The organism is Sphingomonas sp. Sphisp66 (assembly GCF_047324325.1).
Lineage (GTDB): Bacteria > Pseudomonadota > Alphaproteobacteria > Sphingomonadales > Sphingomonadaceae > Sphingomonas.
Window position 1 is genome coordinate 76414 of the sequence record NZ_CP168508.1, and the last position, 15170, is coordinate 91583.

Consider the following 15170-nt stretch of genomic DNA (forward strand, 5'->3'; position numbering starts at 1 on the left):
GGTAGCGGGCAATTATTCGAGAGCGAAGGCGCCCCGGGCTCCGGTCACCCGGCCAAAGGGGCGGCTCGTCTTTCGCAGGCGCGGCATGCGGTTGACCCGGGCAGTGCGGCGGGCTGACTGAGCCGCGACTAGCACTGGACAGGCGTATCTATGTTTCAAGTCGCAGTCGTCATACCCGTGTGGAACGGCGAAGCGGTGCTCGGCCGCTGCCTGGATGCGCTTGCGCGCCAGACGCTCCCGCGTGACGCATATCAGATCATCGTCGTCGACAATGGGTCGAGCGACGCCACGGCGGATATCGCGCGGCGCTATCCGGGCGTCGAGCTGCTCGAGGAGAAGCGGCCCGGCTCCTATGCCGCGCGCAACCTGGCGATCGGGCATGTCCGCGCGCCGGTCACTGCTTTCACCGATGCCGATTGCGAGCCGGCGCCCGACTGGCTGGAGCAGGTGCTGCGCGCCGCCGCGGCCAATCCGGGCTTCGGTGTGCTCGCCGGCAAGATCGAGCTGTTCGACGAGATCGCGCAGGAGCGCGAGGTGTTCGGCGATTATGAGCGGCTCTTCTCCTTCCCCCAGGCGCATGCCGCGCGCGGCAATTGCGCGACGGCGAACTGGGCGAGCGAGACGGCGCTGCTCAAGGAGCTGGGCGGGTTCGATGCGGGCCTCAAGTCGGGCGGGGACCGCCAGATGGCGCTGCGCATCAAGGAGGCCGGCCATCCGCTCGTCTATGTCCCTGCGATGGTCGTGCGCCATCCGGTGCGGGCGAGCCGGGCCGAGCTGGTCCACAAGCGCCGGCGGTTGAGCGGCGGGCGCTGGGACCGCACCGCGCGGCGCCCGCGGCTCGTCCATGTCCTGGGGATCACCGCGGTCGATACCGTGCGGCGGCTGCGCCGCGCGGCGATCTCGCGCGAACTGACGATGCGCCGCCGGCTGGCGGTGATGCTTCTGACGCTGGAGCTTGCCGGGGTGGCGGTGGGCGAATTCCTGCAACTCGCCGGGGGCAGAAAGGCAGCACGCGACTGATGACCGTCCCACATTTCTCCGTGGTCATGCCGCTCTACAACAAGGCCGCGCATGTCCGCGCCGCGATCGAGAGCGCGCTCGACCAGAGCTTCCCGCCACACGAGGTACTGGTAATCGACAATTGCTCGACCGATGGCGGGCGCGAGCTTGTCGCGGCGATCGGGCACGAGCGGATCAAACTGCTCGACCTGCCGACGCCGGGGCCGGGCGGCTATGCCGGGCGCAATCTGGGCATCCATGCCGCGAGCGGCGACTGGATCGCCTTCCTCGACGCCGATGATCTGTGGCAGCCCGATCACCTCGCCGTGCTGGCCGAGGGGATCGCAGCGGACCCGCAGGTCCATGCGGCGGCGACGCGCTTCGACCATGTGTTCGAGGACCGCACCCAGCCGCAGCGCATCTCACAGGCGCTGGAGCTGCCGCGCACGCTCGATCTCGCCGGCTTCCTCTCGGCCTGGCTGGCGGTGCGCGAATGCCCGATGTGGACCGGGGCGATCGCGATCCGCCGCGACGCGCTGTTCGAGGCCGGGCTATTCCCCGAAGGCCGGGCGGTGCGCGGCGGCGACAAGGACCTCTGGCTGCGCGTGCTCGCCCAAGGCACGCTGCGCTACGATCCGCGCGTCACCGCGGTGTTCCACCGCGACAGCGACAACAAGGTCAGCAAGTCGACCACCACGCTCGACCTGCCCTGCCTGGTCGAGACCGCGCGGACCATCCTGGCCGGGGCCAGCGGGCGCGAGGCGGGCCTGCTCCGGCGGCTGGTGAACCAGGAGATCGCGCATTATGCCCGCTACGCGATGAAATATCCGGGGCGGACCGCGATCAGGCTGGGCGACATCTATTTGCCCGAGGGGACGGGCACCGCGGCGCTGCTGCTCGCCGCCAAGCTGATCCCCGCATCGATCCGGCAATCCGGCCATGCCCTGCGCAATCGGCTGCTCGCCCGCGCGTGAGGCTGGTCCGGGCCCTGGGCACCCTGCTGATCGGCGGGGGCGGCATCGCGGCGTGGCTGTCGCTGGCGGGCGGCATGGACCCGATGCTCGACGTCATCGCCTCGTTCCTGCCGCTGTTCGGGCTGGCAATCCTGCTCGGCCTGGCGCTGCGCTGGCGCCCGGGCGGCTGGGTGATCGCGGGGGCTCTCGTGGCGCTGGCGCCGGTGGCGATCGGCATGGTGCCCGAGCTGCTGCGCGACCAGCCCCGGGCGCGGTCGGGCATGACCCAGGTGCGGGTGCTGACCCACAATGTCTGGCACGGCAATCCGGACCCGGCCGGCACCGCCCAGGCGATCCTCGACGCCCGGCCCGACGTGGTGATGCTGCAGGAAGTCGACCTCGGCTTCCGTCCGATGCTCGCGGCGCTGCGCCAGCACTTCCCCTATGGCACGAAATGCCCGCGGGGCTGCGACCTCGCCATCTTCTCGCGCTGGCCGATCGCCGACAGCGACTATTTCCTCGAGGATGCCAAGGGCCGCAAGTTCGGCCCGCCGGTGCTGTGGGCGCGGATCACCGGGCCGGACGGCCGGCCCTTCACCGTGATCACCCTCCACTATCCGCGGCCGACCTCGAGCGACCAGGCGGTCGACCGGCAATCGGTCGCGCAGGCGCTGGCACGGATCAATCGCGACCCCCTCATCGTTGCAGGCGACATGAACCTCACTCCATGGGCGGCCGCGATGCGCGAGCAGGACCGCGCCTTCGAACCCCTCACCCGCATGACCCGGGCGCTGCCGAGCTGGCCGCGCCTCGTTCCCGTGCTGCCGATCGACCAGCTCTATGCCGGGCCCGACTGGGGCCTGGTATCGGCACAGGCGCTCCCCGCGACCGGATCGGACCATCGCCCGATCCTCGTGACTTTGGGCCGCCGGTGAAGCGCGCCGCCTTCCTCGCGCTGCTGGTCTCCGGCAGCTTCGCGGCGCCCGCGCTCGCCCAGCAGTCGGATGCGACCGACGGGCTCGGCTCGGTCTCGACCGAGAACAGCTTCGGGCGCGACCGCAACGTCAGCGTGCTCGAGCGGCGGCGCCCGGCCTATACGCCCGAGCCGATCCGGGTGGGCACGTTCGAGCTGCTGCCGCGCGTCGCGATCGGCGCGGGCTATGACGACAATCTCTATGCCCAGCCGAGCGACCGAATCGGCGACGCCTATGTCCGCATCCGCCCCAAGGTCTCGCTGGTGCGGCCATCGCCGACGCTCAAGCTCAACTTCGATGCCGAGCTCGACCTGCTGCGCTACGCCAATCGTGCGAGCGAGAACGCCACTCAATATGCAGTGAACGCCGGTGCGCTCTACACGATCAGCAGGTCGGACACGCTGAACGTGTCGTTGCGCAACGGGCGCTACAGCCAGGAGCGCGTTTCGCCCGACTCCCCCAGCCAGGCCTCGCGCCCGATCCGCTTCACGCTGAGCGGGGCGAACCTGGCATACACCCATGTCTTCAACCGGCTGCGCGTGCGCGGCGTGTTCGACGTCGAGAACCGCAACTATGCCGACAGCGTGACGCCGGGCGGCGCGCCGATCGACCAGGATTTCCGCGACCACACGACGTACACGGGCACGGCGATCGGCGAATATGCGCTGAGCCCGAGCATTGCCTTCTTCGTCGCGGGCACGCTCAACCAGCGCGACTATCGCGCGCGGACCGGACCGGTGCCGGCACGCGATTCCAGCGGCTTCGAGCTGGCGGGCGGCGCGAGCTTCGAACTGGGGCGAAAGGCGCGCGGATCGCTGCGGCTCGGCTATCTCCAGCAGGACTACAAGCCGGCGCAGTTCAAGGACATCTCCGGCTTCCTGGTGCGCGGCGAGCTTGCCTATTTCCTGACGCCGCTGGTGACGATCACCGGCACGGTCGATCGCGGCATCCGCGAGACCGGGGTCAATGGCGCGACCGGCTATCTCGCCACCAACTTCACGCTGCGTGCCGATTACGAGCTGCTGCGCAACCTGATCCTGGGCGTGGGCGGCGAGCTGGAGAAGCGCGACTTCAACGACATCGACCGGCGCGACGATCGCTGGACCTGGCGCGCCGGCGCTTCCTATCTGGTCAGCAAGCGCATGGCGCTGCGGCTGGATCTGCAGCGGCGCACCCAGTCGAGCGGCGGGGCAAGCGCCGGACGCAACTTCGCGGACGACCGGATTTCAATGGGGGTGACCTTCTCGGGCCTATGAGGAGACCCTGGCCATGCCCATACTCTACATCTCGCCGACCGGCAGCGGTTCGGGCGACGGCTCCAGCGCGGCCAATGCCGCGACGCTGAAGGACCTGCCGAAGCTGATCGCGGCGGCCGGGCCGGGCGGTCAGGTGCTGATGCTCGCCGACCAGGGCGCCTATGCCGCACCGACCGAGGCGCTGGCGATCGTCGCGGGCGGCACCGCCGCGGCGCCGGTGACGATCCGCGGGGTGGACGGCGCCGGCAATGCGATGGCGGCGACGATCACGGGCACCCGGCCCGAGCCGTTCGATCCGGCCAACCCCGCGGGCGAGGAAGTATTCCGCCTGCTCGGCGGGGCGAACAACCTGCGCTTCAGCGACCTCGCCTTCGAGAATGTCGGCACGGCGATCCGCGTCGGCGGGGACCTGAGCAACCTCGTCATCGAGCATGTCACGGCGAGCAATGTCGCGCGCTTCTTCGATGATATCGCCTCGGGCGCCAACGCCAGCGCGAGCATCGCCGGGCTGACGATCCGCGACGTCGCGGTGGACGGCTATTCCAAGGGCGCGATCCGCGTCCAGTACAACAGCAGCAACGTGCTGATCGAGGATGTCCGCGGCGACAGCCAGTTCCAGGACGGCGACAATTTCGCGATCGGCGTGCATATCGACGGCACCGCGCACGACGTGCTGATCGACCATGTCGCGATGCGCAACGCGCTCGACACGGTGAATGATTACCGCAACGGCGACGGCTTCGCGACCGAGCGCGGCACCTACAACATCACGCTGCGCGACGTGATCGCCACCGGCAACAGCGATGGCGGGCTTGACCTCAAGAGCAACGGGGTGGTGGTCGACGGGGCGATCGTCTCGGGCAATGGCCGCAACATCCGGCTGTGGGGCACCGGCGCGCAGCTGAGCAACATCGTCAGCCTCGATGCCGGCGCGCCGCTCGCCGGGGGCAATCGCGAGCATATCTGGCTAGCCGAGGGCGCCAGCGCGACGATCGACGGGGCGTTCTTCTCCGATCCCGGCTCGCCGACCCTGTTCAACCTGGCCGAGAAGAACGGCGCGCTGACGGTGCGCGACTATGGCCTCGCCACCGGCACGGGCACGGTGACGACGAAGAAGGGCACCGGATCGGTGCTGACCCTGGACGGACAGCGTGTGGTGGTGACGGCCGGGACTTCGGGCGACGACATGGTCGGGGGCAGCGCGGGCGCGGACGTGCTGCTGGGCGGTGCGGGCAACGACATGCTGGTCGGCAATGCCGGCGACGATGTGCTGGCTGGCGGGGCGGGCGCCGACATCCTCGTCGGCGGTGCGGGGCGCGACCTGCTCAGCTATGCCGGGAGCAGCGCCGCGGTGCGGGTCGACCTGACCCGGCTTACCGCCAGCGGCGGCGATGCCACGGGCGATCTGTTCGACGGGTTCGAGGATGTCGAGGGCTCCAACTTCACCGACACGCTGGCGGGCGATGCGGGGGCGAACCGGCTGTTCGGTGGGAATGGCGACGACGTGATCTCGGGCGGTGCCGGGGACGACATGCTCGATGGCGGCGCGGGCGCGGACCTGCTCGACGGCGGGGCCGGGATCGACCGGGTCGATTATGGCAGCAGCGCCGCCGGGGTTACGGTCGATCTTGCCAATGGCGCGGCGAGCGGCGGCGAGGCGGCGGGCGACCGGCTGATCGGGATCGAGGCGGTGGAGGGATCGGCCTTTGCCGATATCCTCTCCGGCAGCGAAGGCGCCGACTGGTTCGGTGGCGGCGCGGGCGACGATCGGATCGACGGGCGCGGCGGCGACGACCTGCTGGTCGGGGGCGCCGGCGCCGACACGCTGACCGGCGGTACCGGGTTCGACAGCGCGGACTATTCGGCCAGCGGCGCGGCGGTGACGATCGATCTTGTCGCCGGCACCGGCGCGGGCGGCGATGCCCAGGGCGACCGTCTCGGGGGGATCGAGCGACTGGTCGGCTCGCGCTTCGACGATGCGCTGACCGGCGACGCGTTCGACAATGTCCTGGTCGGCGGTGCCGGCGCGGATAGGCTGACCGGGGGCGCGGGGATCGACACCGCCGATTATGCGACGAGCAGTGGGGGGGTGACCGCCGTGCTCGGCGGCACCGGCAGCGGCGGCGATGCGCAGGGCGATGTGCTGGCCGGGATCGAGAACCTGGTCGGCTCCAGCTTTGCCGACATACTGGTCGGCGATGGCGCGGCCAATGCGCTGTCGGGTGGCGCGGGCAACGACCGGCTGGTCGGCAATGGCGGTGCGGACCGGCTGGATGGCGGGGCGGGCGTCGATGCGGCGGACTTTGCCGGCAGCGCGAGTGCGGTGACGGCGGACCTGGCCGCGGGCACCGCCTCGGGCGGGACGAGCCTGGTCGGGATCGAAGACCTGATCGGCTCGGCGTTCGACGATGTGCTGAACGGCGATGCTGGCAGCAACCGGCTGACCGGCGGTGCCGGCGCGGACCTGCTCGACGGGCGCGAGGGCTTCGATACGGCGGATTATTCGGGTTCGGCGGCGGCGGTGCAGGTCGACCTCGCTTTTTCGGTGCAGGCCAGCACCGGCGATGCGGCGGGCGACCGGCTGGTCGGCATCGAGGGGCTGACCGGCTCGGCCTTTGACGACATTCTGTCGGGCACGGGCATCGCCGAGGCGCTGACCGGCGGGGCGGGCGCGGACGGGCTCGACGGGGGCGGCGGCGACGACCTGCTCCAGGGCGGTGCGGGTGCCGATATGCTGATCGGCGGCGATGGCGTGGATACGGTCGACTACAGCACCAATGCGGTGGCGGTCTCGATCAACCTCCAGACCGGCGCGAGCAGCGGCGGCGATGCCGAGGGCGACCGGTTCGACGGCGTGGAGCGGTTCATCGGCACGGGCTTCGCCGACACGCTGGTCGGCGATGGCGGCGACCAGATCCTGGTCGGCGGCGCGGGCGGCGACCGGATCGACGGGGCGGGCGGGTTCGACACCCTGGTCTATTCGGGCAGCGCCGCGGCGGTGAAGGTCAACCTGGCCACCGGCGCGGTGTCGGGCGGCGATGCGCAGGGCGACAGCATCTCGGGTATCGAGGCGGTGGTCGGCAGCGGCTTTGCCGACACGCTGACCGGCGATGCCGGCGCCAACCGGATCGAGGGCGGCGGCGGCAGCGACATGATCGATGGCGGCGCGGGCGCGGACCTGATGATCGGCGGGGCCGGTGACGACAGCTATGTGGTGGACAATGCCGGCGACCAGGTGATCGAGGCGCTGGGCGGCGGGACGGACATCGTCCGCACCAGCCTTGCAATGCTGACGCTCGCCGAGGGAGTCGAGGACCTCAGCTATACCGGGAGCAGTGCCCTGGCCGGCACGGGCAATGCGCTCGACAACAGCCTATACGGCAAGGGACTGGGCGATGCGCTGTACGGGCTCGACGGGGACGACAAGCTGGTCGGTGGCGCGGGCGCGGACCTGCTCGACGGCGGGGCGGGGCGCGATCAGGCCGATTACACCAAGTCGACTGCGATCACCGTCAACCTGGCGACCAACGTCAATCAGGGCGGCGAGGCCGAGGGCGACCGGCTCTTCAACATCGAGACGGTGATCGGCTCCAACTATGCCGACAGCATCACCGGCAGCGACAATGTGCTGGTCGGCGACATGCTCTATGGGCGAGGCGGCGATGACGTGCTGGTCGGCGGGGCGGGCGACGATCAGCTCGACGGCGGCAGCGGCAATGACGTGCTGCGCGGCGGCACCGGCAACGACCTCTATGTCGTCTTCGAGGCGGGCGACCAGGTGGTCGAGGCGGCGGGCGAGGGCCGCGACCGCATCCGCACCGCGGCGAACAACTACACGCTCGGCGCCAATATCGAGGAGCTGGTCTATACCGGCACCGTCGGCGCGACGCTGACCGGCAATGCGCTCGACAATTTCCTGGTCGGCGCCGGCGGCGAGGACCGGCTGGCCGGCGGGGACGGGGCGGACATGCTGCGCGGCGGATCGGGCGGCGACGTGCTCGACGGCGGGGCGGGGGCGGACACGGTCGACTATGCCGGGTCGCTGGGCGGGGTGCTGGTCAATTTGCGCAGCCAGACCGCGACGGGCGGCGACGCCACCGGCGACAAGCTCGTCAGCATCGAGAATGCGCAAGGGTCGGGCTATGACGACACGCTGCTCGGCAGCGCGGGCGCCAATGTGCTGGCCGGCGGGGCGGGTGCCGACACGCTGTCGGGCGATGACGGCAACGACACGCTATGGGGCGGGATCGGCGCCGACCGGCTCGACGGCGGCAAGAACGAGGATCTGCTCTACGGCGAGGACGGCGACGACAGGCTCTATGGCGGGCAGCAGACCGACAGGCTCTATGGCGGCGCGGGCAACGACCTGCTGGTCGGCGACAGCGAATGGGTCTCCTCGCTCGCCGCCAAGGACACGCTCGACGGCGGCGACGGCGACGATGTGCTGGTCGGCGACGGGATGAGCATGACCGCCGCCGGGGTCGGCGGGGCGGACACGCTGCTCGGCGGGCTCGGTAATGACGTGCTGTACGGTGATGCGATCAACATGGCTGCCGGCGCGAAGGGCGGCAACGACAAGCTGACCGGCGGCGGCGGGAGCGACCGCTTCGTCTTCGCGCCGGGATTGGGCGCCGACGAGATCACCGACTTCACCCGCGGCGGCGCCGAGGCCGACCGGATCGACCTCAGCGCCTTCGACATCGCCTATGAGCAGCTGCGCTTCACCACCAGCAGCGCCGGGGTGACGATCCAGCTGGGTGGCACCGACACGATCTTCGTGCGCGGCGCCACCGCGCTCGATCAGGCGGACTTCGTGTTCGGCTGACCCTCGCGCCAGCCGTGCAGCGCACCCTCGCAGGCGGCGAGCAGTTCGGGCGGGGCGAGGCGGTTGATGTATCCGTCCGAGCCCTGGTCCGAGAGCAGCTTGGCGGGGATGCCGCCGACCACCCCGCGCTCGGGCACGTCCTTGGTCACCACTGCGTTGGCGCCGATCGCCGCCTCCGCGCCGACCTGGATCCCGCCGATCACCTTGGCGCCGGAGCCGAGGAAGGTCCGGTCCCCGATCACCGGCGCCCCGCGCTTGGCGCCGCGGTTCATGTATCCCAGCACCACGCCGTGGGTGATGTTGACGTTGCTGCCCAGCACGGTGTCGCCATGGAAATAGAAGCCGCCGAACCGGTTGAGGAACAGCCCCGGGCCGATCTCCATGTACTCGGGGATGGCGAAGCCATATTTGTAGCGGGCGCGCAGCAGCAGCCATTTGGCGAGCGGATAGAAGCCGAAGGCCTTGGCCGGCTTGAGCTTGAGCCAGCCGGCGGTGCGCATCAGCACCGTGTATTTATAGCCCGGGGTGAAGGCATAGTGCTTGAGGAACGCGCCCGTGCTGACCCGGCCGGCATAGCGGTACAGGTCGGCGGCGAGCAGCGCCTTCAGCTTGGCGAAGCTGACCGGGCAGCCGCGCGTATGGGGCTTGCCGCTTTCGGGCAAGGGCTCGGTGTGTGCCAGTTCGGGCGCCAGCTCGGGCGCGAGCGATGCGGTGGCCATCTCCATCAGAAATAGCGCTCGCCGAAGCGGATCGTGTCGCCAGGCAGCACCGCGAAATCGGCGGTCAGCGGATAGGCGCGCTCGCCGGGCTCGCCCGTGCGCTTGAGGAAGACGCGCTTCTCATTGGCCCGGTAGGTGAAGCCGTCCGCCTTGGCGACCGCGCCGCGGATGGTGAGGCCCTGGGTATAGGGATATTCGCCGGGCTTGTTGACCTCGCCCAGGATGTAGACCGGGCGGAAGCTGGCGACCTGCACCGAGACCTTGGGCTCGAGCAGATAGCCTTCGCGCAGCTGGGTCTCGATCGCCTTGGAAAGCTGGTCCGGCTGCATGCCCGCAGCCTTGACCTCGCCGATCAGCGGGAAGGCGATGGTGCCGCCGGGGGAGACTTCGAAATCGCCGGTGAGCGAGACTTCGCCATAGGTGGCGACCTTCACCTTGTCGCCCGGCGAAAGAGTGAAGGCGGCGGCGGGCGGCGGGGCGTCGCCGCTGCCGGCTAGCGGGGTCTGGCCGGCGCATCCGCCGAGTAGCGCCAGCGCCCCCGCCAGCGCGATCTGCATGTGCCACTTCATCGATTTGCTCCCTGAACGCGACGTACATTGTCAACGGGTTGCGGGCGGGACGGCGCGGCGAGCGCGGCTTCGATCCTGGCCCAGTAATTGGCGGCTGCCTGCTCGACGCCATATGCTCGCGAGCGGGCGCGCGCGCGCGCCGCAAGCGCTGCGGCGCGGCTCGACGAGCACGCGGCGCAGCGCCGCAGCGAAAGCATCGACATCATCGGTGGGGACCAATGCGCCGGCGTCGACATCGATCCCGCCGGTCACCGCGCTGCGGGGGCGGTCCGCCAGAATTTCGGACGGGCCCGAGGCGCAGTTGGTCGCGACCACCGGCACGCCGCAGGCCATCGCCTCGACGAGGCCATTGGGGAAACCCTCGGCATTGGAGGGCATGGCATAGGCCTGGGCGCGGGCGAGCAGCGCGAAGGGATTGGCGACGAAGCCCGGCATGTCGACCCGGCCGGCGATGCCGAGCGAGGCTGCCAGCCGCTCGAGCGCGGGGCGTTCCGGGCCCTCGCCGAGGATCACCAGGCGCGCGCCGGGATCGGCCCTGGCATAGGCGCGCAGCAGCAGCGCCATGTTCTTGTTGGGTACCAGCCGGCCGGCGGCGACGATATAGGGGTCGGCGGGGGTGAAGGCCGGCGGCTCGGCGGCGAGCGCGGCGATCTGGTCATGGTCGATCGGGTTGGCGATCGCCGACATGCGGGTGCGGGCGACGCCGAAATTGTCGGCGAGATCGTCGACCACGCCCTCCGACACTGCGATGACGTGCGCGGCGCGGGGATAGGCGATGCGGACCATCGCCTTGGCGGTGATCGCCCCGCGCCCCTTGCCGAGATGCGCGCTGGTGTTGACCCGCTCGCTGATCAGCCAGGGCCGGCCGCGCCCCGCCATCGCCCAGGCATTGGCGACATTGGCGCGGGTGAGGAAGCTCAGCGTCGCATCGGGCGAGAGCCGGTCGACCAGCGCGCGCATCTGCTTGAGGCTGGGCAGCAATTTGTGCCGCGCATCGAGCTGGTGGACCTCCACCCAATCAGGCACCGGATAGGCGCGCGGCTCGTCGTCGAGCAGCGCCAGGTGCACGTCGTACCGGTTGCGCCACGGCGCCGATCCGCCGAGCAGGGTGGTGAGCACGCGCTCGGCACCGCCGCCGGCGAGTGAATTGATCGCGAAGACTATTCGCTTGTTGTCCGGCATCGTCCCTCGTGCGCTTCCGCGCGAAATCCGGCCCCCTTGCCCAAGGGCGTACCACGCGGATTTGCTGCAATGCACCACGTGCGCGACCGCCCCGTCGTCCGGGCGGGGCAACTGACCGCTTAGGCGGCGCGCGGGGGCCGGATGCCCCGCTAACAACCGGGCGTTCAGGGACGATTTCGGAGAAGCATCATGGCCATTCGGCGAGTCGAATGTCTCGACGGGTTGCGCGGCCTGGCGGCTTTATGGGTGCTGATCGGGCACATGATGATCCTCACCGGCTTCCGCCTGCCGCTGGTCAGCAAGCCGGACCTGGGCGTCGACCTGTTCATCCTGCTCTCGGGCTTCCTGATGGTGTTCCAGTATCAGCTGCGCGCCGGCAGCGAGGACTGGACCGCGCCGGGCACCTGGACGGCGTTCTGGACGCGGCGCTTCTTCCGGCTCGCCCCGCTCTTCTACGTCACGCTGGCGGCGGCGCTGATCGCCGGGCCGGCCATCTATGAGAGCCGGGTGGCGATCGACAGTTTCCTCGGGCAGGCGCTCCAGCCGCACGAGCGCTACACCGATGCCAGCCTGGCCAATATCGCCGCGCATCTGAGCTTCGTGTTCGGGCTGCTGCCCGACTATGCCTTCCGCACCGCGCTGCCGGACTGGAGCCTGGGGCTGGAGATGCAATTCTACGCGCTCTTCCCCTTCCTGGTGCTGCTCGCCCGGCGGATCGGCTGGATGCCGATGGCGCTGGTCGCCGCGGCGGGCGGGGTTGTCGTGGCGCTGCTCGCGGGCGCGGCCGGGCTCGACTGGCCGATGCCGTCCTTCCTGGCGCTCAAGCTCCAGCTCTTCCTGTGCGGCATGCTGATCGCCGCCGATCCGGGCGAGGGGCGCGGGCGGAGCTGGATGCATCTCGGCCTGGCGGTGCTGCTCGCGGCGATCCCGATCGGCGGCGAGCAGGACCTGCTCCACTTCGCGGTGCGCGAGCTGCTGGTGCTCGGCTTCTTCGCGCTGGTCCATCTGCGGTCGCTGGGTGCGATCGACGGGGTCTCGCGGCTGCTCGGGAGCCGGCCGTTCCACTGGCTGGGCGAGCTCAGCTACGGCACCTATCTCATCCACCTGCTGATCCTGCAGCCGGTGGCGGCGGCGGTGATCGGGCATTTCGGCACCGGGCTCGGCGCGGCCGGGCGGTTCGTGCTGACCGGCGCGGTGGTGGTGCCGGTCACCTATGCGCTGGCGTTCGTGACCTACAAGCTGGTCGAGCTGCCCGGGCAGAAGCTGGGCAAGGCGGTGATCCGGCGGGCTACCGGCAGCGCGATGCGGTCGCGCCAGACGGTGCCGGAGGAACTGGCGGCGCCTTGATTGATAACCCTCTTCCCTTTGGGGAGAGGGGCAGGAGGGGAGAGTGTGCCGCACTTCCCCTCTCCCCGGAGGGGAGAGGGAGAAGAAGGTCAGCCGAACACGAAATCGTTCGCGCTCACGCTCTGGGTGCCGCGCAGGAAGATGCTTTCGGAACCCACCCCGATACGGATTCCCTCCGCGCTCGTGGTGAAACTGAGCTGCTCATAGGCGATGTCGAAGGCGCTGAGGTCGATATGGTCCTGGCCCGAGGCGAAGTCGCCGATCTCGTCGGCGCCCGAGCCCGGTTCGAAGACGAACCAGTCCGCGCCGGCGCCGCCGAACAACTGGTCGTTGCCGCCGCCGCCCATCAAGTGATCGGGGCCGTCGCCGCCATAGAGCTTGTCGGCACCGCCGGCCACCGTCCCGGTCGAATCGCGGCCGTCGCCATAGAGCCAGTCATTGCCGTCGCCGCCCTCCAGCGTGTCGGCGCCGCCCTTGGCATTGTCCTTCATCACGTCGCCGTCGCCGATCAATATGTCGTCGCCCGCGCCGCCGGTCAGCTTGTCGTTGCCTCCCTTGCCGCTGCCATAGATGTTGGCGGCGTCGCCGATCAGCAGGTCGGCATCGCCGCCGCCGTCGAGCCGGTCATTGGCGCCCTGGCTGCTCAGCCATTCGAGGTCGCCGACCAGCCGGTCCGCGCCGGTGCCGCCGATCAGCGTGTCCGACTGCCAGCCGCCGAGCAGGCTGTCGGCGCCGGCCTGGCCCTGTAGCAGATCCTCGCCATTGCCGCCGCTCAGCACGTCGGCACCCGAATTGCCGGCGATGTCGTCATTGCCGTCGAGCCCGTTCAGCGTGTCGCTGCCCGCGCCGCCGATCATCATGTTGCCAAGCGCATTGCCGGTGCCGGTGAAGTCGGCCGCGCCGCGGCGGATCAGATTCTCGATGTTGCTGCCGAGCGTGTAGCTGGCGAGCGTCGTCTCGACCCGGTCGATGCCGGCATTGGCGGCTTCGGTGATCCGGTCGCCGGCATGGTCGACCAGGAAGATGTCGTCGCGCGACGTGCCGGTCATGATGTCCGCGGTCGCGATGGCGGGCAGGGGAAGCAGCGCGATGTAGCTGGTCGCGCCGGGCGAGGCGGCGCCCTGATCGACCGCCAGCGTCTCGCGGATCGTCGCGGCGCCGGTGAGGCCGGGCAGGCTGGCCTGGGTCGCCAGGATCGACAGCTCCGAACGGGTGATCTCGACGCCCTGCAGCGTGAGCTTGCCGTTCGACGAGATCACCTTGGTGCGCGATCCGGCATCGTCGAAATGGCCGCCGATCACAGTGACGTTGGCCGCGGTGTCGAGCCAGAGCTGGTTCTGCTCGGAGATGCCGCCGCGCAGCACCGGGTTGCGGCCGGTCGGATCGATCAGCGTCGCCTCGCCCCACAGCCGGAAGTTGCGGCCATTCTCCTCGCTGAGCGCGCGGACCAGCACGGTGCCCGTCGACTTGAGGTCGTATCCGCCATCGCTGTTGCCGCGCGCGACCGTGTCGATGAAGCGCACGTCATAGACGCCGCGCTCGGTCGCGAAGCCGTCGCCGTTGAAATAGGCGCCGGCGGTGCTCTGGACATTCTCCATGGTCACCTGGTTGAGCGTGACGTTGTGGACGGTGCCGTCGAGATGCACGCCTTCGGGCAGGTCGCCGCCGAGCTGCCCGGCCATGTCGGCGCGGACATTGTCGATCAGCACGTTGTTGGTGTCGTACTGGAGGCGGATCGCCGCCTTGGAGAAGCCCTTCACGTCGATGTCGCGCAGGGTGAGCCCGGTGATCGTCGCGGTGCCCGAGGCCGCGCTCGAATAATCCTCGAAGAAGCGGCGGACATTGCTGGCGTCGACGCCCTCGATGCGCAGGTTGCTGAGGTCGGCGGTGACGCGGAAGGCGGTGCCGACATTGTCGATCTGCAGGTCGCGGAACACCAGGTTGCTGGCGCCGGTGCCGAGCTTGAACAGCTCGTTGCCGGCGACGTCGCCCGCCTGCCAGTCGGTCGGGCGCGAGCCGCTGAAATGCGCCTCCATGGCATTGCCGGCGGAATCGATGCCGCGCACGGTCACCGGATTGCCGTCGGTGCCGCCGCGCGTGATGCCCAGGATGCCGGTGACGCCATAATCACCCTGGTCGGCGAGCAGCAGCACTTCGCCGCCCGGACCGGCCTTTCCGATCAGCGTGTTGAGTGAACCGATCGACGCTGCGTTGTTGATGTCCCGGCCGCTTTTGTCTCCGGATCCGGCAGGCGAAATGTACAGGCTGGGCATGGCTCGGCGACCCCGTGGTTGTTCGATGCTTAACATCGATCAATTTAGATGCCGTGGTGCGTCGCAGCGTGGT

General features: G+C 69.8%; 10 protein-coding genes. 6 read left to right on the forward strand and 4 right to left on the reverse strand.

All coding sequences use genetic code 11. From position 1 onward, the window contains the following. The first annotated feature begins 150 nt into the window (after nt 1-150). Genes ACEN8G_RS00355 through ACEN8G_RS00375 form a run of 5 tightly spaced genes read left to right on the forward strand, consistent with a single transcriptional unit; the run spans nt 151 to nt 9007 of the window. Complete coding sequence (locus tag ACEN8G_RS00355; protein WP_413415675.1) at nt 151-1020, forward strand: glycosyltransferase; 870 nt, start codon at nt 151-153, stop codon at nt 1018-1020. Further along, nucleotides 1020-1973, forward strand: a complete 954-nt coding sequence (locus tag ACEN8G_RS00360) for a glycosyltransferase family 2 protein (RefSeq protein ID WP_413415674.1) — start codon at nt 1020-1022, stop codon at nt 1971-1973. The genes ACEN8G_RS00355 and ACEN8G_RS00360 overlap by 1 nt, the downstream gene beginning before the upstream one ends. Next, nucleotides 1970-2887 (forward strand): endonuclease/exonuclease/phosphatase family protein, encoded by a 918-nt coding sequence (locus ACEN8G_RS00365; RefSeq protein ID WP_413415673.1) that lies wholly within the window; start codon nt 1970-1972, stop codon nt 2885-2887. The genes ACEN8G_RS00360 and ACEN8G_RS00365 overlap by 4 nt, the downstream gene beginning before the upstream one ends. Continuing rightward, entirely contained in the window at nt 2884-4182 is a 1299-nt protein-coding gene (locus ACEN8G_RS00370; protein ID WP_413415672.1) for an outer membrane beta-barrel protein, read from the forward strand. Before ACEN8G_RS00365 ends, ACEN8G_RS00370 begins: the two co-directional genes overlap by 4 nt. 13 nt (nt 4183-4195) lie before the next feature. Further along, nucleotides 4196-9007 (forward strand): hypothetical protein, encoded by a 4812-nt coding sequence (locus ACEN8G_RS00375; protein WP_413740707.1) that lies wholly within the window; start codon nt 4196-4198, stop codon nt 9005-9007. Here ACEN8G_RS00375 and ACEN8G_RS00380 read toward each other — a convergent pair. Genes ACEN8G_RS00380 through ACEN8G_RS00390 form a run of 3 tightly spaced genes read right to left on the reverse strand, consistent with a single transcriptional unit; the run spans nt 8983 to nt 11477 of the window. Then, a complete protein-coding gene (locus tag ACEN8G_RS00380) occupies nt 8983-9732 on the reverse strand; it encodes a serine acetyltransferase (protein ID WP_413417825.1) in 750 nt (249 codons plus the stop codon). The genes ACEN8G_RS00375 and ACEN8G_RS00380 overlap by 25 nt on opposite strands. After that, complete coding sequence (locus tag ACEN8G_RS00385; protein ID WP_413417823.1) at nt 9732-10295, reverse strand: polysaccharide biosynthesis/export family protein; 564 nt, start codon at nt 10293-10295, stop codon at nt 9732-9734. Before ACEN8G_RS00385 ends, ACEN8G_RS00380 begins: the two co-directional genes overlap by 1 nt. Nucleotides 10296-10325: 30 nt before the next feature. Continuing rightward, nucleotides 10326-11477, reverse strand: coding sequence for a glycosyltransferase (locus tag ACEN8G_RS00390; RefSeq protein WP_413740708.1), 1152 nt, complete (start codon nt 11475-11477; stop codon nt 10326-10328). 189 nt (nt 11478-11666) lie between these two features. Between ACEN8G_RS00390 and ACEN8G_RS00395 the strand changes: the two genes are divergently transcribed. Then, complete coding sequence (locus ACEN8G_RS00395) at nt 11667-12824, forward strand: acyltransferase family protein (protein ID WP_413417819.1); 1158 nt, start codon at nt 11667-11669, stop codon at nt 12822-12824. Between the two features lie 89 nt (nt 12825-12913). Here the strand turns inward: ACEN8G_RS00395 and ACEN8G_RS00400 are convergent, their stop codons facing one another. Further along, nucleotides 12914-15097 carry a calcium-binding protein gene (locus ACEN8G_RS00400; protein WP_413417817.1) on the reverse strand — a complete coding sequence of 728 codons (2184 nt, stop codon included), beginning with the start codon at nt 15095-15097 and terminating at the stop codon, nt 12914-12916. Between the last annotated feature and the right edge of the window lie 73 nt (nt 15098-15170).

Bases quoted from the DNA above. Each gene is read 5' to 3' on its own strand.
- ACEN8G_RS00355 (WP_413415675.1), top strand. From the start codon at position 151: ATGTTTCAAGTCGCAGTCGTCATACCCGTGTGGAACGGCGAAGCGGTG.
- ACEN8G_RS00360 (WP_413415674.1), top strand. From the start codon at position 1,020: ATGACCGTCCCACATTTCTCCGTGGTCATGCCGCTCTACAACAAGGCC.
- ACEN8G_RS00375 (WP_413740707.1), top strand. From the start codon at position 4,196: ATGCCCATACTCTACATCTCGCCGACCGGCAGCGGTTCGGGCGACGGC.
- ACEN8G_RS00380 (WP_413417825.1), bottom strand. From the start codon at position 9,732: ATGGAGATGGCCACCGCATCGCTCGCGCCCGAGCTGGCGCCCGAACTG.
- ACEN8G_RS00385 (WP_413417823.1), bottom strand. From the start codon at position 10,295: ATGAAGTGGCACATGCAGATCGCGCTGGCGGGGGCGCTGGCGCTACTC.
- ACEN8G_RS00390 (WP_413740708.1), bottom strand. From the start codon at position 11,477: ATGCCGGACAACAAGCGAATAGTCTTCGCGATCAATTCACTCGCCGGC.
- ACEN8G_RS00395 (WP_413417819.1), top strand. From the start codon at position 11,667: ATGGCCATTCGGCGAGTCGAATGTCTCGACGGGTTGCGCGGCCTGGCG.
- ACEN8G_RS00400 (WP_413417817.1), bottom strand. From the start codon at position 15,097: ATGCCCAGCCTGTACATTTCGCCTGCCGGATCCGGAGACAAAAGCGGC.